At 68.0% G+C, this 20,214-nt stretch carries 19 protein-coding genes; 15 read left to right on the top strand and 4 right to left on the bottom strand.

Annotation, left to right across the window (positions count from 1 at the left end; translation table 11 throughout):
* Window positions 1-6 precede the first annotated feature (6 nt).
* From ACOCEP_RS13835 to ACOCEP_RS13905, 15 genes are all read left to right on the top strand, one after another.
* Window positions 7-555 (top strand): NuoB/complex I 20 kDa subunit family protein, encoded by a 549-nt coding sequence (locus tag ACOCEP_RS13835; protein WP_005151847.1) that lies wholly within the window; start codon window positions 7-9, stop codon window positions 553-555.
* Between the two features lie 5 nt (window positions 556-560).
* Entirely contained in the window at window positions 561-1,325 is a 765-nt protein-coding gene (locus ACOCEP_RS13840; protein WP_482337600.1) for an NADH-quinone oxidoreductase subunit C, read from the top strand.
* Window positions 1,322-2,653, top strand: a complete 1,332-nt coding sequence (locus tag ACOCEP_RS13845; RefSeq protein ID WP_482337601.1) for an NADH-quinone oxidoreductase subunit D — start codon at window positions 1,322-1,324, stop codon at window positions 2,651-2,653. The genes ACOCEP_RS13840 and ACOCEP_RS13845 overlap by 4 nt, the downstream gene beginning before the upstream one ends.
* Entirely contained in the window at window positions 2,650-3,537 is an 888-nt protein-coding gene (gene nuoE, locus ACOCEP_RS13850; protein WP_482337603.1) for an NADH-quinone oxidoreductase subunit NuoE, read from the top strand. Before ACOCEP_RS13845 ends, nuoE begins: the two co-directional genes overlap by 4 nt.
* Window positions 3,537-4,817 carry an NADH-quinone oxidoreductase subunit NuoF gene (nuoF, locus tag ACOCEP_RS13855; RefSeq protein WP_126733248.1) on the top strand — a complete coding sequence of 427 codons (1,281 nt, stop codon included), beginning with the start codon at window positions 3,537-3,539 and terminating at the stop codon, window positions 4,815-4,817. Before nuoE ends, nuoF begins: the two co-directional genes overlap by 1 nt.
* Window positions 4,814-7,294 carry an NADH-quinone oxidoreductase subunit G gene (locus tag ACOCEP_RS13860; RefSeq protein ID WP_482337604.1) on the top strand — a complete coding sequence of 827 codons (2,481 nt, stop codon included), beginning with the start codon at window positions 4,814-4,816 and terminating at the stop codon, window positions 7,292-7,294. Before nuoF ends, ACOCEP_RS13860 begins: the two co-directional genes overlap by 4 nt.
* Window positions 7,291-8,628, top strand: coding sequence for an NADH-quinone oxidoreductase subunit NuoH (gene nuoH / locus ACOCEP_RS13865; protein WP_400935878.1), 1,338 nt, complete (start codon window positions 7,291-7,293; stop codon window positions 8,626-8,628). The genes ACOCEP_RS13860 and nuoH overlap by 4 nt, the downstream gene beginning before the upstream one ends.
* Window positions 8,615-9,154 carry an NADH-quinone oxidoreductase subunit NuoI gene (gene nuoI, locus ACOCEP_RS13870; RefSeq protein WP_125678873.1) on the top strand — a complete coding sequence of 180 codons (540 nt, stop codon included), beginning with the start codon at window positions 8,615-8,617 and terminating at the stop codon, window positions 9,152-9,154. Before nuoH ends, nuoI begins: the two co-directional genes overlap by 14 nt.
* Complete coding sequence (locus ACOCEP_RS13875) at window positions 9,151-9,996, top strand: NADH-quinone oxidoreductase subunit J (protein WP_192747741.1); 846 nt, start codon at window positions 9,151-9,153, stop codon at window positions 9,994-9,996. The genes nuoI and ACOCEP_RS13875 overlap by 4 nt, the downstream gene beginning before the upstream one ends.
* Complete coding sequence (gene nuoK, locus ACOCEP_RS13880; protein ID WP_005151882.1) at window positions 9,993-10,292, top strand: NADH-quinone oxidoreductase subunit NuoK; 300 nt, start codon at window positions 9,993-9,995, stop codon at window positions 10,290-10,292. Before ACOCEP_RS13875 ends, nuoK begins: the two co-directional genes overlap by 4 nt.
* Window positions 10,293-10,304: 12 nt before the next feature.
* Complete coding sequence (gene nuoL / locus ACOCEP_RS13885; RefSeq protein WP_482337607.1) at window positions 10,305-12,203, top strand: NADH-quinone oxidoreductase subunit L; 1,899 nt, start codon at window positions 10,305-10,307, stop codon at window positions 12,201-12,203.
* A complete protein-coding gene (locus ACOCEP_RS13890; RefSeq protein ID WP_482337608.1) occupies window positions 12,203-13,753 on the top strand; it encodes an NADH-quinone oxidoreductase subunit M in 1,551 nt (516 codons plus the stop codon). The genes nuoL and ACOCEP_RS13890 overlap by 1 nt, the downstream gene beginning before the upstream one ends.
* Before the next feature lie 2 nt (window positions 13,754-13,755).
* A complete protein-coding gene (nuoN, locus tag ACOCEP_RS13895; protein WP_482337609.1) occupies window positions 13,756-15,321 on the top strand; it encodes an NADH-quinone oxidoreductase subunit NuoN in 1,566 nt (521 codons plus the stop codon).
* 96 nt (window positions 15,322-15,417) lie between these two features.
* Entirely contained in the window at window positions 15,418-16,203 is a 786-nt protein-coding gene (locus ACOCEP_RS13900) for an alpha/beta fold hydrolase (protein WP_482337611.1), read from the top strand.
* 32 nt (window positions 16,204-16,235) lie between these two features.
* Window positions 16,236-17,006: a helix-turn-helix domain-containing protein gene (locus tag ACOCEP_RS13905; protein WP_482337612.1), complete on the top strand. Its 771-nt coding sequence runs from the start codon at window positions 16,236-16,238 to the stop codon at window positions 17,004-17,006.
* Here the strand turns inward: ACOCEP_RS13905 and ACOCEP_RS13910 are convergent.
* The 4 genes from ACOCEP_RS13910 to ACOCEP_RS13925 are packed head-to-tail and all read right to left on the bottom strand — an operon-like array spanning window position 16,959 to window position 20,037.
* On the bottom strand, window positions 16,959-17,711 hold the full coding sequence (locus tag ACOCEP_RS13910; protein WP_482337613.1) for an ESX secretion-associated protein EspG: 753 nt from the start codon (window positions 17,709-17,711) through the stop codon (window positions 16,959-16,961). The two genes, ACOCEP_RS13905 and ACOCEP_RS13910, sit on opposite strands and share 48 nt — an antisense overlap.
* A 27-nt stretch (window positions 17,712-17,738) precedes the next feature.
* Window positions 17,739-19,001 carry a PPE domain-containing protein gene (locus ACOCEP_RS13915; RefSeq protein WP_482337615.1) on the bottom strand — a complete coding sequence of 421 codons (1,263 nt, stop codon included), beginning with the start codon at window positions 18,999-19,001 and terminating at the stop codon, window positions 17,739-17,741.
* Window positions 19,001-19,615 (bottom strand): DUF3558 domain-containing protein, encoded by a 615-nt coding sequence (locus tag ACOCEP_RS13920; RefSeq protein ID WP_482337616.1) that lies wholly within the window; start codon window positions 19,613-19,615, stop codon window positions 19,001-19,003. Before ACOCEP_RS13920 ends, ACOCEP_RS13915 begins: the two co-directional genes overlap by 1 nt.
* On the bottom strand, window positions 19,615-20,037 hold the full coding sequence (locus ACOCEP_RS13925) for a hypothetical protein (protein ID WP_482337617.1): 423 nt from the start codon (window positions 20,035-20,037) through the stop codon (window positions 19,615-19,617). Before ACOCEP_RS13925 ends, ACOCEP_RS13920 begins: the two co-directional genes overlap by 1 nt.
* Window positions 20,038-20,214 lie beyond the last annotated feature (177 nt).

Raw genomic sequence — 20,214 nt, forward strand, 5'->3', positions numbered from 1 at the left:
AGAAGCATGGGCCTCGAAGAAAAACTCCCCAACGGCATCCTCCTGGCCAGTCTCGAAGGCCTGGTGAACTGGGCCCGCAAGAACTCCATGTGGCCCGCCACCTTCGGTCTCGCCTGCTGCGCGATCGAGATGATGACCGTCGGCGGTTCCCGCTACGACATCGCCCGCTTCGGCATGGAGCGCTTCAGCGCGACGCCGCGCCAGGCCGATCTGATGATCGTCGCCGGCCGCGTCACGCAGAAGATGGCGCCGGTGCTCCGCCAGATCTACGACCAGATGGCCGAGCCCAAGTGGGTGCTGGCGATGGGCGTCTGCGCCTCGTCCGGCGGCATGTTCAACAACTACGCCGTGGTGCAGGGCGTCGACCACATCGTCCCGGTCGACATGTACCTCCCCGGCTGCCCGCCGCGCCCCGAAATGCTGCTCGACGCGATCCTGAAGCTGCACGCCAAGATCCAGGACGAGCCGATCAACGCCCGCCGGGCCGCGATCCGCGCCGCCAGCGGTGAGCGCACCGAGCTGATCGCCTCCTCGATCAAGTACGCGAAGAAGTGAGCGACGTGCCCGAAGAAAACTCCCCCGAAACCCCGGAAACCGGCGGCGAGCAGTCCAGCGCCGACCGGCCCGAAGGCGGCCTGGAGCCGCAGGGCACCCGCCCGGCCGAGCCGGTCGTCACCGGTAAAGAGCGCCAGGGCATGTTCGGTGTCCGCGGCACCGGCGACACCTCCGGTTACGGCGGCGTCCGCCTCCCCGCGTACAGCCCGCCCCCGGCGGAGCGGCCGTACGGCGGCTGGTTCGACGAGTTCGCCGACGAGTTCTACGCGGCCTTGGCGGACAACAAGATCCCGGCGAACGCGATCCTGCAGACGACGGTCGACCGCGGCGAGATCACCTTCTACGTCTCCCGCGAACACCTCGTCGAGATCGCCAAGGTCCTGCGCGACGACGCCGGTCTCCGCTTCGAACTGCTCAGCTCGGTGTCCGGCGTCGACTACGGCGTCGACGTCCCGCAGCGGCTGCACTCGGTCTACCACTTCACGTCGATGACCTACCGGCGCCGCATCCGGCTCGAGGTCACCCTCGACATCGAAGACCCGCACGTCCCGTCGCTGGTCGGGGTCTACCCGACGGCCGACTGGCAGGAGCGGGAGACCTGGGACATGTTCGGCATCGTCTACGACGGCCACCCGGCGCTGACCCGCATCCTCATGCCGGACGACTGGGACGGTCACCCCCAGCGCAAGGACTACCCGCTCGGCGGGATCCCGGTCGAATACAAGGGCGCGGAGATCCCGCCGCCGGACCAGCGGAGGTCGTACTCGTGAGCCTTCACGAAGAAGCAACCGAAGTTCCCGAAGCCGACTCCCGCGACACGACCGAAGGCCGCGTCTACACCGTCTCCGGCGGTGACTGGGAAGACCTCATCGAGGACTCCCGCCACGACGAGCGCATGGTCATCAACATGGGCCCGCAGCACCCGTCGACGCACGGCGTGCTCCGGCTCGTGCTGGAGATGGAGGGCGAGACCGTCACCCAGCTCCGCTCGGTCATCGGCTACCTGCACACCGGGATCGAGAAGAACTGCGAGTACCGCACGTGGACCCAGGGCGTCACCTTCGTGACGCGCATGGACTACCTCGCCCCGCTCTCGACGGAGATGGCGTACTGCCTCGGCGTCGAGAAGCTGCTCGGCATCCAGGCCCCGCGCCGCGCCGAGCTGCTGCGCGTGATGCTGCTGGAGATCAACCGCATCGGTTCGCACCTGGTCTACATCGCCACCGGCGGGATGGAACTCGGCGCCACCACGGCGATGACGCTCGGTTTCCGTGAGCGAGAAGAGGTCCTGCACCTGCTGGAGCACCTCACCGGTCTCCGGATGAACCACGCGTTCATCCGCCCCGGCGGTCTCGCGCAGGACATGCCCGCCGACTACCACGAGGTCGTCAGCGCGTTCGTCAAGACGATGGACGAGCGGCTTCCCTTATACGACAAGCTCTTCACCGGTCAGCCGATCTGGCGCAACCGGCTCAAGGGCGTCGGGTACCTGCCGGTCGACGCGTGCCTCGCGCTCGGCGTCACCGGCCCGGTGCTGCGCAGCGCGGGCCTCCCGTGGGACATGCGCAAGACCGAGCCGTACTCCCGCTACGAGGAGTTCGAGTTCGACATCCCGACCTCCACCGAGGCGGACTGCTGGGCGCGCTACCTGCTGCGTGTCGAGGAGATGCACCAGAGCCTGCGGATCATCAAGCAGTGCCTCAAGAAGCTCGAGCCGGGTCCGGTCATGGTCGAGGACAAGAAGGTCGCCTGGCCGGCGCAGCTCTCGATCGGCAGCGACGGCATGGGCAACTCGCTCGAGCACGTCCGCAAGATCATGGGCCAGTCGATGGAATCGCTGATCCATCACTTCAAGCTGGTCACCGAGGGCTTCAAGGTCCCGCCGGGCCAGACCTACACCTCCGTGGAGTCGCCGCGCGGTGAACTCGGCGTGCACCTGGTCTCCGACGGCGGCACCAGGCCGCTGCGGGTCCACGTGCGCGAACCGAGCTTCGTGAACCTGCAGTCGATGCCCGCGATGGCCGAAGGCGGCCTGGTGGCGGACGTGATCGCCGCCATCGCCTCGATCGACCCCGTCATGGGGGGAGTGGACCGTTGAGCACCCAGCCCGGAACGACACCGACGCCCGAGCCCGGCACCAGCCTGGCCGAGCAGACCCACATCGCCGCCGGTGGTGACGTCGACGTGATCGCGATCGCGCCGGATCCCGCCGAGGCGGAGGGGATCCTGGAGAACGCGAAGCTCGAAGACATCTTCGACGCCGACACCTACGCGAAGGCCCAGAACCTGATCGCGCGGTACCCGCAGTCGCGGTCGGCGCTGCTGCCGATGCTGCACCTGGTGCAGTCGGTGCAGGGTTACGTGAGCCAGGAGGGCATCGCCTTCTGCGCGCAGAACCTGGATCTGTCCGACGCCGAGGTCAGCGCGGTCGCGACGTTCTACACCATGTACAAGCGCCGCCCGTGCGGCGAGCACCTGGTGAGCGTCTGCACCAACACCCTTTGCGCGGCCATGGGCGGCGACGCGATCTACAAGAAGCTCCAGACGCACCTCGGCTCCGACGAGAAGCCGTTGGGGCACAACGAGACCGCGGGTACGCCCAACGAGCCCGGCTCGATCACGCTGGAGCACGCCGAATGTCTCGCGGCCTGTGACCTCGCCCCGGTCATCCAGGTCAACTACGAGTACTTCGACAACCAGACCGAGGACAAGGCCGTCGCGCTGGTCGACGCGTTGCAGGCGGGCAAGAAGCCTGCCCCGACGCGCGGCGCGCCGCTGACGAACTTCAAGGGTGCCGAACTGCAGCTCGCCGGGTTCTTCCCGGAGGACGCGCAGCAGTACCGCACGGACGTCGACGGTCCTTCGCAGGCCGTCGAAACCCTGCGGGGAGCGCAGGTCGCGCAGGACCGCGGCTGGACCGCGCCCGCGATGAAGGACGTTCCGCTCCCCACGGTTCCCTCTAACACAGGGGAGAAGAAGTAATGGCCGATCCCATCACCCCGGTCCTCACGAAGCGCTGGCTTTCGCCCAACTCCTGGACGATCCAGTCCTACGAAGCCCTTGAGGGCTACACGGCGATCCGCAAGGCGCTCAAGGCCACTCCCGAGCAGATCGTCCAGCTGGTCAAGGATTCCGGCCTCCGCGGCCGTGGCGGCGCGGGCTTCCCGGCCGGCATCAAGTGGTCCTTCATGCCCCCCAACGAGGACAAGCCGCACTACCTCGTCATCAACGCCGACGAGGGCGAGCCGGGTACCTGCAAGGACATCCCGCTGATGATGGCGGACCCGCACTCGCTGATCGAAGGCTGCATCATCGCCTCGTACGCGATGCGCTCGCACCACTGCTTCATCTACGTCCGCGGCGAGGCGCTGCACTGCATCCGCCGCCTCAACGCGGCCGTGCGCGAGGCGTACGAAGCGGGCTACCTCGGCAAGAACATCCTCGACTCCGGATTCGACCTCGACATCACCGTGCACGCGGGCGCCGGGGCGTACATCTGCGGCGAGGAGACGGCGCTGCTGGACTCGCTGGAAGGCCGCCGCGGCCAGCCGCGGCTCAAGCCGCCGTTCCCGGCCGCCGCCGGCCTCTACGCCGCGCCGACCACGGTGAACAACGTCGAGACCATCGCCAGCGCGCCGTACATCGTCAACGGCGGTTCCGACTGGTTCCGCCAGATGGGCCGCGAGAAGTCCCCCGGCCCGAAGATCTACTCGATCTCCGGCCACGTCGAGAAGCCCGGCCAGTACGAATGCCCGCTCGGCACCACGCTGCGCGAGCTGCTCGACATGGCGGGCGGCATGAAGGACGGCATCCCGCTGAAGTTCTGGACGCCGGGTGGTTCGTCCACGCCGATGTTCACCGCCGAGCACCTCGATGTTCCGCTGGACTTCGAGGGCGCGGCGGAAGCCGGGTCGATGCTGGGCACGACGGCCGTGCAGGTGTTCAACGAGACCGTGTCCGTGCCGTGGGCCGTGATGAAGTGGACGCAGTTCTACGAGCACGAGTCCTGCGGCAAGTGCACGCCGTGCCGCGAGGGCACGTACTGGCTGGCGCAGATCCTGGAGCGCATGGTCGAAGGCCACGGCACCGAGGAGGACATCGACACCCTGCTCGACGTCTGCGACAACATCCTCGGCCGCTCGTTCTGCGCCCTCGGCGACGGCGCGGTCTCGCCGATCCAGAGCGGGATCAAGTACTTCCGCGAGGAATTCCTCGCACTGTGTGAAACCAACAAGCGCGAACTGGTGGGGGCGCAGGCATGACGATCGCACCCGACAAGCCCGGAACCGAGGTCGAAGAGACTCCGGTCCCCGAAGGCCACGTCAAGCTGGTCATCGACGGTGAAGAGGTCATCGCGCCCAAGGGCGAGCTGCTGATCCGCACCGCCGAGCGGCTCGGCACGGTCATCCCGCGCTTCTGTGACCACCCGCTGCTCGACCCGGCTGGCGCCTGCCGCCAGTGCCTGGTCGAGGTCGAAATGGGCGGCCGTCCGATGCCGAAGCCGCAGGCCTCGTGCACCATGACGGTCGCCGACGGCATGGTCGTGAAGACCCAGCTGACCTCGGCCGTCGCGGACAAGGCCCAGCAGGGTGTGATGGAGCTGCTGCTCATCAACCACCCGCTGGACTGCCCGATCTGCGACAAGGGCGGCGAATGCCCGCTGCAGAACCAGGCGCTCGCGCACGGCCGCGCGGACTCCCGCTTCGTCGACACGAAGCGCACGTTCGCGAAGCCGCTGCCGATCTCCTCGCAGGTGCTGCTGGACCGGGAGCGTTGCGTGCTCTGCCAGCGCTGCACCCGGTTCTCCCGCGAGATCGCCGGCGACCCGTTCATCGAGCTCCTCGAACGCGGCGCCCACCAGCAGATCGGCACCGCCGAGACCGCGGACGTGCTGGACCTGGCCTCCCGGACCACCTCCGGTCAGCCGTTCCAGTCGTACTTCTCCGGCAACGTCATCCAGATCTGCCCGGTCGGCGCGCTGACGTCGGCCGCGTACCGGTTCCGTTCGCGGCCGTTCGACCTGGTGTCCTCGCCGAGCGTGTGCGAGCACTGCTCGTCCGGCTGCGCCGAGCGGACCGACTTCCGCCGCGGCAAGGTCATGCGGAAGCTCGCGGGCGACGACCCCGAGGTCAACGAAGAGTGGCTCTGCGACAAGGGCCGCTTCGCGTTCCGTTACGCCACCGCCGATGACCGCATCCGCCGTCCGCTGGTCCGCAACGCCGACGGTGTGCTCGAAGAGGCTTCCTGGACCGACGCGCTGCGCGCGGCCGCCGAAGGGCTGGCCAAGGCACGCGACGGCAAGGGCGCCGCGGTGCTGACCGGTGGCCGTCTGACCGTCGAGGACGCCTACGCGTACTCGAAGTTCGCGCGGATCGCCCTGGGCACCAACGACATCGACTTCCGCGCCCGCCCGCATTCGGCCGAGGAGCTGGGCTTCCTCGCGTCGCACGTCGTCGGGACGACGCCGGAAAGCGGCGTCACCTTCCGCGAGATCGAGCGGGCGCGCACGGTGCTGTGCGTCGCGTTCGAGCCGGAGGACGAAGCGCCGATCGTGTTCCTGCGGCTGCGCAAGGCGGCCCGCAAGAACCGCACCCGCGTCGTCCACTTGGGACAGTGGACCACTTCGTCGGTCCGCAAGACCTTCGGCGAACTCCTGGCCTGCGCGCCGGGTGCCGAGGCCGCCGCGATCGACGGCATCGCGCAGCACGCGCAGGACGTCGACCAGGCGCTGGCCTCGGAAGGCGCCGTGATCCTCGTCGGCGAGCGTGCCGCCGAGGTCCCGGGTCTCTTCTCGGCCCTGCACCGGCTGGTGGAGCGCACCGGTGCCCGGCTCGCGTGGATCCCGCGTCGTGCGGGTGAACGCGGTGCCCTGGCGGCGGGCGCGGTGCCGACGCTGCTGCCCGGTGGCCGCCCGGTCGCCGACGCCGAGGCTCGCGCCGAGCTCGAAAAGGCTTGGGGCGTCACGCTTCCCGCCACGGAGGGCCGTGACACCACCGCCATCCTCAAGGCCGCTTCGGGGCAGGACATCGACGGCCTGCTGGTCGGCGGCGTCGACCCGGACGACCTGCCGGATCCGGATCTGGCCCGTCGCGCGCTCGAGAACGCGAAGTTCGTGGTGAGCCTGGAACTGCGGCACAGCGGGGTCACCGAGCACGCGGACGTCGTCCTCCCGATCGCCCCGGCGGTCGAGAAGGCGGGCAGCTACCTGAACTGGGAAGGCCGCCGCCGCGAGTTCGCCGTCACCCTCGAAGGCACCGGCGCACTGCCGGACTGCCGGGTGCTCGACACCCTCGCCGTCGAGATGGACGCGGACCTGTTCACCCAGACCCCGGCCGCTTCCGCCGCCGATCTGGCGAAGCTGCCTGCTAGGAACGGGGCGTTCCTTGCGGAATTTGCAAGTAACGGACCGTTCATTGCACGCGCGGAGCCCAAGAACGGGCAGGTCCTCCTCGCCACCTGGCGCCAGCTGATCGACAACGGTTCGCTGCAGGACGGCGAGCCGCACCTCAAGGGCACGCAGCGCGAGGTCGTCGCCAAGCTCTCGGCGAAGACCGCCGAAGGCTTGGGCAAGACCGTGAAGGTCTCCACCGAACGCGGTTCCATCACGTTGCCGATCGAGGTCGCGGACCTGCCGGACGGCGTCGTGTGGCTCCCGGGCAACTCCGACGGCTCGGCCGTCCGCGCTTCCCTGAGCGCGGGGCACGGTTCGGCCGTCACCCTCACCGGAGGTGAGAAGTGACTCCGTTGCTCAGCCAGATGCCGGACGCCGCCGAGCGGGCGGCGCTGCTGGCCGACGACCCGTTGTGGCTGATCCTGATCAAGACGGTCGTCATCCTGCTGATCGGCCCGATCCTCACGATCTTCCTGATCGTCTGGGAGCGGAAAGCGGTCGGCCGGATGCAGAACCGCCCCGGCCCCAACCGGGTCGGCCCCGGCGGCTACCTGCAGTCCCTCGCGGACGCGATCAAGCTGCCGTTCAAGGAACAGATCATCCCGGACACCGCCGACCGCAAGGTGTACTTCCTCGCGCCGGTGATCTCCGCGGTGCCGGCGCTGATCGCGCTGGCCGCGATCCCGTTCGGCCCGGTGGTCTCGATCTTCGGTGAGCGCACCACGCTCCAGCTGGTCGACCTGCCGGTCGGCGTGCTGGTGATCCTCGCCTGCTCCTCGATCGGCGTGTACGGCCTGGTGCTGGCCGGCTGGTCGTCCGGCTCGCCGTATCCGCTGCTCGGTGGGCTGCGAAGCGCCGCGCAGGTGATCTCCTACGAGATCGCGATGGGTCTGTCCATCGTGGGCGTCATCCTCTACGCGGGTTCGATGTCGACCTCGCAGATCGTCGAATCGCAGCAGACCGGCTGGTACTTCTACCTGCTGCTGCCGAGCTTCGTGATCTACCTGATCTCCATGGTCGGCGAGACCAACCGCGCGCCGTTCGACCTCCCCGAGGCCGAATCCGAGCTGGTCGGCGGTTTCCACACCGAGTACAGCTCGATGAAGTTCGCGATGTTCTTCCTCGCCGAGTACGTCAACATGGTGATCGTCTCGGCGTTCGCGACGACGTTGTTCCTCGGTGGCTGGAAGTTCCCGTTCGTCGGCGCGGATCACGCGCTGAACCAGGGCTGGCTCCCGCTGATCTGGTTCGCCGCCAAGCTGTTCATCCTGCTGTTCGGCTTCATCTGGCTGCGCGGCACGCTGCCTCGGCTGCGGTACGACCAGTTCATGCGGCTGGGCTGGAAGGTCCTGGTGCCGGTCAACCTGGTCTGGATCGTCGTGATCGTCACGGTCCGCGCGATCAAGAACTCGGGTGGCCTGAGCACCCCGCAGATCCTCATCGGCGGTGGCGCGCTCATCCTCGTCGTCGTCATCCTGAGCCTGCTGCTGCCGGACAAGAAGGTTCCGGACGACGACTACGTCCCGGTGACCGGCGGCGGGTTCCCCGTGCCGCCGCTCGACCTGCAGGTCCCGGAGAAGACCCCGCGTCAGAAGGCCCTCGCGAAGGCCGAAGCCCGGGCTGCCAAGCGCAAGCCCGCGGCGGTTTCCAGTGGAAGGGAGGCCGGCGATGGGGATGTTTGATCCCATCAAGGGTTTCGGTGTCACCTTCGGCATGATGTTCAAGAAGGTCGCCACCGAGGAGTACCCGGAGGCGGGTGCCCCCGCGGCTCCGCGGTATCACGGCAGGCACCAGCTCAACCGGCATCCGGACGGGCTGGAGAAATGCGTCGGCTGCGAGCTGTGCGCGTGGGCCTGCCCGGCGGACGCGATCTTCGTCGAAGGCGGCGACAACACCGAAGAGGCGCGGTACTCGCCCGGTGAGCGGTACGGCGCCGACTACCAGATCAACTACTTGCGCTGCATCGGCTGCGGGTTGTGCGTCGAGGCCTGCCCGACCCGGTCCCTGACGATGATCAACTTCTACGAGCTGGCCGACGACGACCGGCAGCGGTTGATCTACACCAAGGAAGACCTCCTCGCGCCGCTGCTGCCCGGGATGGAGCAGCCGCCGCACCCGATGCGGCTGGGCGACAACGAGCAGGACTACTACGTCAACGGTCCGGAGCTCGCACGGAAGCCCGCTGAGCCGAAGGAGCCGGTCCAGTGATCACGGCTTTCCTCGCGCAGACGGACGTTTCGGCCGGGATCACCACCGGCGAGACCATCGCGTTCTGGGTGCTCGGCCCGCTCGCGCTGCTCGGCGGGCTCGGCATGATCTTCTCCCGCAACGCCGTGCACTCGGCGCTGTGGCTGGTCCTCACGATGCTGTGCCTCGGCGCGCTGTACATGATCCAGCAGGCGCCGTTCCTCGGCTTCACGCAGATCATCGTCTACACCGGCGCGATCATGATGCTGTTCCTGTTCGTGCTGATGCTGGTCGGCCGCGAGAGTTCCGACTCGGTCGTCGAAGTACTGCGCGGACAGCGGGTCATGGCGACCCTGCTCGGGATCGGCGTCGGCGGGCTGCTCGCCGCAGGGCTCGCCCGCGCGATGGCCAACGTGACCCCGGCCCTGCCGGTCGACCCGGCGAACGTCGACGGCGGCGGCCCCGGCGGGCTGGGACGGCTGATCTTCACCAAGTACCTGTTCCCGTTCGAGCTCACTTCGGCGCTGCTGATCACCGCCGCGCTCGGCGCGATGGTGCTCGCGTTCACCGACCGGCACGCCAAGGGCGGCAAGAAGAACCAGAAGGAACTCGTCGTCGACCGGTTCACCGGCAAGCACGACCGGCCTTCGCCGCTGCCCGGCCCGGGTGTCTTCGCCACGGCCAACTCGGTCGCCACCCCGGCGCTGCTGCCCGACGGTTCGATCGCGAGGGAGTCGCTCTCGGAGATCATCGAGTCGACTTCGGCCGCGCAGCTGGAAACCGAGCGCAAGCAGGTCGCCGGAACGGAAGAGGTTCCCGACGCCCACGCGCTCGTGGGTAAGAAAGAAGGGGACGAGGAATGACCCCGACGTACTACCTGCTCCTGTCCGCGCTGCTGTTCGCCATCGGCGCGGTCGGGGTGCTGGTGCGCCGCAACGCGATCGTCGTGTTCATGTGCATCGAGCTGATGCTGAACGCGGCGAACCTGTCCCTGGTCACGTTCGCCCGGATCAACGGGTCGCTGGACGGCCAGGTGATGGCGTTCTTCGTGATGGTCGTCGCCGCCGCGGAGGTCGTGGTGGGGCTCGCGATCATCATGGCGATCTTCCGCACCCGGCGCTCGGCCTCGGTCGACGACACCAACCTGCTGAAGTACTAGGGAGCACCGAGAGTGACCGCATCATCGTGGCTGCTGGTGGCCTTCCCGGCTCTCGGCGCCCTCATTCTTTTGCTGGCGGGTAAGCGGGCCAGGGGCTGGGGACACCTCCTCGGCAGCGCGACCGTCTCACTGTCCTTCGTGTACGGCTTGATCCTGTTCTTCACGGCCGACACGAAGGCCACCGCGGACGTCAAGCTGTTCTCGTGGATCCCGGTTTCGGCGCTGCAGGTCGACTTCGGGCTGCGGATCGACGCGCTGTCGCTGACGTTCGTGCTGCTGATCACCGGCGTCGGCATGCTGATCCACTTCTACTCGATCGGCTACATGTCCGAGGATCGAGACCGGTCGAGGTTCTTCGCGTACCTCAACCTGTTCGTCGCCTCGATGCTGATCCTGGTGCTGGGCAACAGCTTCGTGACGCTGTACCTCGGCTGGGAGGGCGTGGGTCTCGCGTCGTACCTGCTCATCGGCTGGTACCAGGACCGCCCGTCCGCGGCCACCGCGGCGAAGAAGGCGTTCCTGATGAACCGCGTCGGTGACGTCGGGCTCGCGCTGGCGATCTTCCTGATGTTCAAGTACGTCGGGAGCACCGGCTACGCCGAGGTCTTCGGCGCCGTCGGCCAGATCCCGACCGGCGCGGTCACCGCGATCGCGATCCTCCTGCTGCTGGGAGCCTGCGGTAAGTCCGGCCAGTTCCCGCTGCAGGCCTGGCTTCCCGACGCGATGGAGGGCCCGACCCCGGTCTCGGCCCTCATCCACGCGGCGACGATGGTCACCGCCGGCGTCTACCTGGTCGCCCGCGCGCACGAGATCTTCAACGCCACCGCGGACGGCCGCCTGATCGTCACCCTCGTCGGCACGGTCACGCTCCTGATCGGGTGCATCATCGGCTGCGCCTACGACGACATCAAGAAGGTCCTGGCGTACTCCACGGTCAGCCAGATCGGGTACATGATGCTCGCCGTCGGCCTCGGGCCGATCGCCTACGCGCTCGGCATCATGCACCTGGTGGCGCACGGTTTCTTCAAGGCCGGGCTGTTCCTCGGGGCCGGTTCGGTCATGCACGCCATGAACGACGAGGTCGACATGCGGAAGTTCGGCGGGCTGCGCAAGCACCTGCCGGTCACCTTCTGGACCTTCGCGCTCGGCTACCTGGCGCTGATCGGCATCCCGCCGCTCTCGGGCTTCTTCACCAAGGACGCGATCATCGAAGCGGCGCTGTCGCAGGGCGGCTGGCGCGGCTGGGTGATGGGCGGCGCGGCGCTGCTCGGCGCCGGGCTCACCGCGTTCTACATGACCCGTCTGATGGTGATGACCTTCTTCGGCAAGGAACGCTGGAAGGAGATCAAGAGCTCCGACGGCCGCGACTTCCACCCGCACGAGTCGCCCGCGGTGATGAAGTGGCCGATGATCATCCTGGCGATCGGCTCGATCGGCGCCGGTGCGTTCTTCGCTCTCGGCGACCGGTTCGCCGAATGGCTTTCGCCGGTGGTCGGCCCGCTCGAAGAGGGTGGCCACAATGTCATCCCGCACGCGCTGGTCCCGATCCTCACCGTGGCGCTTTCGGTGCTCGGCGCGGCGGCGGCGTGGCTCTTCGTCGGCCGTAAGGACGTCCCGGTGGAACGCCCCGAGCGGGTCTCGGCCGTGGTCAAGGCCGCGCGCAACGACCTGTACGGCAACACCCTGAACGAGACGCTGGTCGCCCGCCCGGGCACCTGGCTCGCCCGCGCGCTGGTCTACGTGGACAACCGCGGGGTCGACGGCGCGGTCAACGGCCTCGCCGCCGGGCTCGGTGGCGGATCCGGGCGCCTGCGCCGCCTGCAGACCGGCTTCGTCCGCTCGTACGCACTGTCCATGCTGGGCGGCACATTCCTGCTTCTGGCGGCACTCCTGCTGGTGAGGTTCTCCTGATGACCTGGGTACTCGCATCCATCCTGCTGCCGCTCGCCGGCGCCGCGGTCGTCGCGGGGATGAAGAAGAACGACAGGCTCGCGACGCTCACCGCGCTCGTGGTGTCGATCCTGACGTTCCTGCTGGTGATCCCGATGTGGGCGAGCTACGCGCCTTCGGGGGACCGCATCCAGCAGAAGTCCTCGATGGACTGGATCCCGAACTTCGGCATCCACATCTCGTTCGGCATCGACGGCATCGCGCTGGTGATGATCGCGGTCATCGGTCTGCTGGTGCCGATCGTGGTCGGCGCGCTGGGCCTGACCGACAAGCTCCCCGCCGGGCGCTCGGCGGGCGGGTTCCTGTCGCTGATCCTGGTGCAGGAGGCGCTGACCATCGCGGTGTTCGCCGCGACCGACGTCTTCCTGTTCTACGTGCTGTTCGAGATCATGCTGATCCCGATGTACTTCCTGATCGGCGGCTACGGCGGCACGAACCGGCAGTACGCGGCGGTCAAGTTCTTCCTCTACTCGTTCCTCGGCGGCCTGATCATGCTGGCCTCGGCGATCGGGGCGTACTCGCTGGCTTCGGACAAGCTCGGCAAGGGCACGTTCGACTGGGAAACGCTCGTCACGGTCGTCCGCGACGCCCCGCTGGGCACGCAGATCTGGCTGTTCATCGGGTTCTTCCTCGCGTTCGCGATCAAGGCCCCTTTGGTGCCGTTCCACACCTGGCTCCCGGACGCCGCGGGCCAGGCGCCCATCGGCGTCGCGGTGCTGCTGGTCGGCGTGCTGGACAAGGTCGGCACGTTCGGGTTCCTGCGCTACTGCCTCCCGATGTTCCCCGACGCCAGCAAGGAACTCGCGCCATGGGTGCTGGTGCTCGCCGTCGCGGGTGTCCTTTACGGATCGATCCTCGCGGCCGGGCAGCGCGACATGAAACGCTTCATCGCCTACGTGTCGATCGCCCACTTCGGCTTCATCGCGCTGGGCATCTTCACCTTCAACGAGCAGGCGATGGTCGGCTCGGTGTCGTACATGCTGAACCACAGCCTCGCCACCGGCATGCTGATCGTGGTCGTCGGCCTGATCGTGATGCGCGGCGGATCCACCAGGATCTCCGACTACGGCGGCATGGCGAAGGTGACCCCGCTGCTCGGCGGGATGCTGCTCATCGCCGGTCTGTCCACTTTGTCCCTGCCCGGCACGAACTCCTTCATCAGTGAGTTCCTGGTGCTGCTGGGGTCCTTTGTGGACTACCCGGTGTACACGATCATCGCGACGGTCGGCATGGTGCTGGCCGCGGCGTACGTGCTCTGGCTCTACCAGCGCGTCATGCAGGGCCCCGTCCGCGGTGACGCCCTGATGGCCGCGGGTGGCGGCCCCGGTACGGCCATCGCTCCCGAACTCGGGGCCACCAAAGCCATCAAGGACCTCGGCGGCAAGGAGATCGCGATCCTGGCGCCGATGGTCGTGCTGATCATCGCGCTCGGGTTCTACCCCAAGCCGGTGCTCGACACGATCACCCCGTCGGTGCAGGCGACGATGTCGTCCGTACAGGGAGGCAAGTAACAGTGCTCTTCTTGACTCAGACGCCGGCGGTGCAGCTGCCGTCGATCGACTACTTCGCCGTCACGCCGATCCTGATCATCCTCGGGGCCGCGTGTGTCAGCGTGCTGTTCGAAGCCTTCCTGCCCAAGCACATGCGGTGGCCTTCGCAGGTCTTCCTGTCCCTGGTCGGGATCGGGGCGGCGGGCGTGTTCCTCGCCTGGTACGCCAGCACTTCCGCGCCGAAGGGCGGCGTCACGACCTTCAGCGGCGCCATCGCCGTCGACCGGCCGTCGCTGTTCCTGTGGGGCACTCTGCTCGCGCTCGCGCTGGGCGCGCTGCTGCTGATCGCCGACCGCTCGGTCGAGCCGGGTGGCGCGTTCGTCGCGCAGGCCGGTATCCGCCCGGGCACCGTTCAGGACCGCGCGCAGGTCGGCACCACCGGGATGCAGACCGAGGTCTTCCCGCTGACGCTGTTCGCGCTCGGCGGCATGATGGCCTTCGTCGCGGCCAACGACCTGCTCACCATGTTCATCGCGCTCGAAGTGCTGAGCCTGCCGCTGTACCTGATGTGCGGTCTCGCCCGCCGTCGCCGCCTGCTCTCGCAGGAATCCGCGGTCAAGTACTTCCTGCTCGGCGCTTTCTCGTCGGCGTTCTTCCTCTACGGGCTCGCGCTGCTCTACGGCTACGCGAACTCCGTGAAGCTGTCGGACATCGCCAACGCCGCCGCCGGTTCGGACCGGTCGGACACGCTGCTGTTCGCCGGGCTCGGGCTGCTCGCGGTCGGCCTGCTGTTCAAGGGTTCGGTCGGCCCGTTCCACACCTGGACCCCGGACGTCTACCAGGGCGCGCCGACGCCGGTCACCGCGTTCATGGGTGCCTGCACCAAGGTCGCCGCGTTCGGCGGGATCCTGCGGGTGTTCCAGGTGGCGTTCGAGTCGACCAGCTGGGAGTGGCGCGGCGTGCTCTGGGGCGTCGCGATCATCTCGATGCTGATCGGCGCGGTGCTGGGCCTGACGCAGACCGACGTGAAGCGCATGATCGCCTACTCGTCCATCGCGCACGCCGGCTTCCTGCTCGTCGGTGCCATCGCGATGACCGAGGACGGCCTGTCGAGCACGCTGTTCTACCTGCTGGCCTACGGTTTCACCACGCTCGCCGCGTTCGGTGTCGTTTCGCTGGTGCGGGATTCGAACGGTGAGGCGACGCACCTGTCCGCGTGGGCGGGGTTGGCGAAGCGGTCTCCGGTGCTGGCGGGCGTGTTCACCTTCCTGCTGCTGGCGCTGGCCGGTATCCCGCTGACCAGTGGCTTCGTCGGCAAGTTCGTGGTGTTCTCGGCGGCCCTGTCCGACGGGATGGCGCCGCTGGTCGTCGTCGCCCTGATCTTCAGCGCCGTCGCCGCGTTCTTCTACCTGCGGGTGATCGTGCTGATGTACTTCTCCGAGCCGGCGCCCGACGGCCCGACCGTCACCGTGCCCGGCGCGTTCACCACCACGGCGATCACGCTCGGCGTCATCGTCACGCTGGTGCTCGGGTTGCTCCCGGCGTTCGCCCTCGACTGGGCGGGCTCCGGCGGGTTCGCCCTCAAGTAGTCCGGTTCACGAAAGGCCCCCTCGCTGTCATGAGGGGGCTTTTTCGTGTCAGGGCGACGTCAGAGCCGTGTCAGGGCGGACCTCGATAGTCCTCTCATGACTTCCTCTTCCTGGACCGGGATGGTCCCCGTCGAAGACACCGCGCTGGCCGTCACCGACACCGGCGGCTCCGGTGTTCCCGTCATCTACCTCAACGGCCAGTTCGCCACGCAGGGCTACTGGCGGCGGATCCTCGCCGACCTGGGCACGGACTTCCGCCACATCACCTACGACGAGCGCGCCCGGGGCAAGTCTCGCCGTTCCGCGGACTACTCCTTCGAGGCCGCCGTTCGCGATGTCGACGCCGTCCTCGCGGCCCGTGGAGTGGAGCGGGCCGTCGTGGTGGGCTGGTCCTACGGCGCGGTCGTCGCGGCGCATTGGGCGGCCCGGAACCCGGAGCGCACCATCGGCGCGGTCCTGGTCGACGGAGCGTTCCCGTACGACTGGCTGGACGACGCCATGGAGCAGCGGATCCGCAAGATGTTCAAGCGCCTGAACCTGGTCATGCCGCTGTTGCGCCCGACCGGCTTGGCCCCGCGGATGACCGCCGCGCAGCAGGCGGAGAGCAACATCGAACTCGGCAAGCTCTCGAGGGAAGCCGAGCTGGGGCCGGTGCTCGACGGCATCACCGTGCCGACGCGCTACGTGGTCGCCTCGGGAACCTCCTTCGGCAGCAAGGGAGACGAACAGGAACAGATCCGGGCCGGGCTCGACGCCGTGACGGTCCGCAACCCGGAAATCAAGATCAGCGCGAAGGTCGCGAGCAACCATGGCGCCTTGCTACGGAAGGACTTCCGTGCCATTTCCGATGCTGTTCGCGAGGTCGCCCCGGTCAGGGTGTGACTTGCCCGAGCGCATCCGGCAGGGTGTTCGCGATGCCGAAGCCCACACCCCAGGCGAGAGCTCTCGCCGATGGACTGCGAGCCGCGCGGAAGGCCGCCAGGCTGGCCGCGACCGAAGTGGCCGACAAGCTGGCGTGGTCCCAGCCGACGATCAGCCGGATCGAAACCGGCGTGCGCGCGGCGTCCGCCGAGGAGGTGTCGGCGTTGCTGGCGGTCTATCAGGTGACAGGGGAGCGGCGAGAAGCGCTGCTCTCGCTGGCTCGCGACAGTGAGCCGTGGTGGTTCGCCGACGCGTCCTTCCAAGATGAAACGCTTGCGCGGTACGAAAAGGAGGCCACCAGGATCGTCGCTTTCGGGACCACGCTCCTGCCCGGACTGCTGCGGACTCCCGCCTACGCGAGGGCTGCGAACTCTTCCGCCGCGGTGCTGGGCCAGAAGAGACTCGTCGCCTATATCGACGAAGCGGCGCTGCACCGTCAGGTCGGTGGGCCGCTCGTGATGGCGAATCAGCTGCGGCATCTGGTCTCGATGGCGGAGCGGCCCGCCGTCGAACTCCGGGTCATCCCGTTCGCCGCCGGAGCACATGCGGGTGATGCCCACGTTCTGCTGGAATTCGGCGACGCACCGCCGGTGGTGTACCTGGAACATCGGCGGTGCGGGCTGTTCCTGCACCGGCCGTGCGATGTCGAACCCTACCTTCGGTCCACTGTGGACGCGGTCGCGCTGGATCCGGCCCGGTCGGTACGCCTGATCGAGTCAGTGATCGAGGCTCGCCCGCAACGCGGCGACCTTCTGGGCCAGTAGCGTGGGTTCGCCGGGCAGGACGGTGATGTACCGGTTCCGGGGAGAACCACTCACGTGCATGGCCACCCGTCCGGCGTCGAGGTCCAAATAGGTCAGACTGTCCGTCGCCTCTGTGCGTTTACCCCCGTCCGGGTGCATGGCCGCGGCGAAGAAGCCGACGCCGAAATAGGGCTGCTCGAAGACCTCGTCCAGCTGCCGCGCTTCGCGGCTTCGGGATTCGGGCTCGTCGTAGAGTCCGTCTCCGCCGCTGCTGTTGAAATCGTCCTGGGGCAAGGAGAACGGGGCGAACCGCGCCGGCGGGTACTCGGGCAGGTTCATCACGAGCGCCGCCGCGCGGTCGGCGGTCCGCACGCCTTTGAGCCACACGCGGTTGCCTTCGCAGATCGCGGTCACCGCGGCCCGTCCGCGGACGGCGACGAGCACGTTGTACTGCTCGGTCTCCGTTCGCAACGTCGCGTAGTACTCGGTGTTCGGCCGGTCGAGTATGTGCAGGACGTCCTCGAAGTCACTGGTCAGCCGCTTGCCCTCGGTGAACCCGTGCCCGCCGAGCTCCTCGAACGCCGCCCTGTCCTCGCCGTTTCGCGACGACGGCGGGATATACCGCAGCCCGCCCGCGAAGATCAGATGCGGATCTCCGCAGCCGGCGTGCCGGAACGCGGTCAACAAGGTGTCGAGCGTGATCTCGACCGGGCGCGCGAGCACCACGTGTCTCCCTCCCCTGGGACTGTGGTGCTACTTCTTCTTCTCGCCGATCACCGGCGGCATCGGCTTCTCGGTGTAGCCACCGAAGGTCTCGTCGGGGTCCGGGTTCTGGAGGTACGCCGGAGCCTTCTTCTCCTTGTCCTCCTCGCCCTTCCCACGAGCGGCGCCGGGCGCCATCGGCATCCCGTTCGCCCCGCCACGACCGGCCGAGCCCGCCGCACCCGCCGCACCGCGGCCGGCCACGCCCTCGCCGGGCATACCGGCGCCACTTCGGCCGCCCATACCGGGCTGCTGTCCGGGCCCGCCTACGCCGCCTGTCCCACCTGGACCGCCTGGGCCGCGGAACCCGCCGCCGCCCGGTACTCCGGGTGACCTGACGCCCGGGACCCCGGGACCGCTCGTCCCCGGGCCGTACCCGGGCGGGAACGCGCCAGGCGCGTTGTACGTGGGATTCGGCTTGCCGTTCGGCCCGAAGTCGACGTTCGCCGCCGGCGGCACGACCGGAGTGGTCTGGGGCGGCGTGTACGAATTCGCGCGGGTCCCGTCGTCCGGCAGCTGATGGCCGGGATGGTGCTGGCCAGGCTGGGGCCCTTGCCCAGGCTGCGGGCCGCTGACAGTCGAGCCCGGTGTGCCCGGCCCGTTGGGACCACTCGGCCCGTCGGTACCGCTCGGACCTCGGTAGGGCTCGCCGACCCCGTACTCGCGCCCGTCGGAGCCGTCGCCGAAACCCCTGGCCGTCGGCTTCCCGCCGCCGCCTTCGTCCAAGCTGACGCTGCCGCCGGGGTCGGTGAGCTGCGCGTACTGGGCGGGCAGCTCGTCACCGTTGGCGGTGCTGGCGGAGTGGTAACTCGCGAACGTGTCGATGTTGTGCTGGCTGTCGGCCTGGTACCCCTGGACCTTGCTCCAGTAGCTGACCAGGCCGCCACTCATGGCGGACTTGACGTCCTCGGCCGTCGGCGCGGGCTGCTCGGGCGGAACCGGCTTGACCGAGTTCTTGGCCATACCGAACGCGTCCATCTGCGCGCTGATCGCGGACTGGGCGACAGCCAGGTGCATCGCGTCGTCGTACGCGGCCTCGACAACGGGCTTGGTCGCGTCGGCGGCCGCGTCACTGGCGCCACCCTGCCAACCGGCCATGGTCTTCTGGGTGAGCGCGGAAAGCTTCTGCGCACGCTCGTGGTGCCGCTGGGTCAGGTTGAAGCCACTCTTCTGTGCGTCAGCCAATGAACCCGGGCCTTCGCCACCAGTGATCTGTTCGTAGATCTGGGCGGCGGTGAGAGGTCCTGCCGGCATCAGTTGCCCCCTCGGATGGTGGCAAGGACCCTGATCGCGGCTTCACGAGCAACGTCGCAAGGGTCCTTCTTGCCGACGTTTGCTTCGGACTGAGTTGCGGAGATTCCGAGCGTTTGGGTGTCGCTGGTCCCCAGCGCCACCGAACAGTCGCCCTGAGCACGGCTGTCTTTGATGCCGTAGGCGGTCACTGGGTGACCGTCGATCGGCTCAAGCGGCTCAAGAAGTTTGTAGGTTGTCCCCTTGCCTGCGTAGAACTTCGCGGTGCCGCTGTCTCCGAAGTTGCTGATGATCACGTCGATTACAGGGCGTGCGGTGGACGGGATGGACCATGCGCAGGCAGGCCCAGCCGAACCGTCCCGTTGTACGGCTTCGGGGGCGCCTCCAAGTAACTCCTCAGCCTGGGATTTGGTTAGGGCGGTGCAGGGATCCTGCTTGAACCGTGTCACGTCGATCGGGTGCTCGACCCTAGGGACACCGGGAGGCAAGATGGCCGAGTTCGACTGGGTCGGGCTTGTTCCACCGCTGGAAGGCGTGGGCGTGCCATTCGTGGTGGGGGTCGAGCACGCGGAGAGAGCTAGGGTGACCGCGCTGAAGACAAGGATGGTGCGTCGCATCAGGCGATGCCCTTCGGCTGCTGGTTGATAACTGTTCTGGCGTGATCTTCTGCGGTGGCGTACTTACCGAGAGCGGCTACGTACTTTGCTGCCATGCTCTCGCAGTAGGCAATTCGCTGACTAAGAGCCTCCACGAGCGCTTCGCCGGACTGTCGAGTGATCGCGGCGTTGTCTCCGCTCGCGTACTCCAGCCCCGGAGGCTGAGCTGCTGCGATGTTTTGCGCGTCGTTGAGGTCGTACCTGTACTCTTTGGCCAGGTCAGCCCACTCTTTCACCAGCTCGTGGAGGGTCGCCTCGTCGTACTTGAACCCCGCGCCCTGCGCGACCGGCGTCCCATAGGAACCGCCGCTGGGCCGGAACCGGTCGACCTCACTCCAGCGCAGGCCCGGCTCATAGGTCGGCGAACCCTCAGGCACGGCCATGCACCCCCAGGGCGCCGAACCGCTCCCCGCTGAATAGCCGAAGCCGCCCCGAAGTCACTGTCGTCATCTGCCCCTCCCGTGGCTACAAGGCGCGTCTCCCCGATGCACCCTGCGTAATCCGACGCCGGGAAGATTACCAGGGTTCCCGGGGCGGTGAACCCGGCTGCATAAAGTCCT

The sequence above is a fragment of the Amycolatopsis sp. CA-211722 genome (assembly GCF_056828465.1).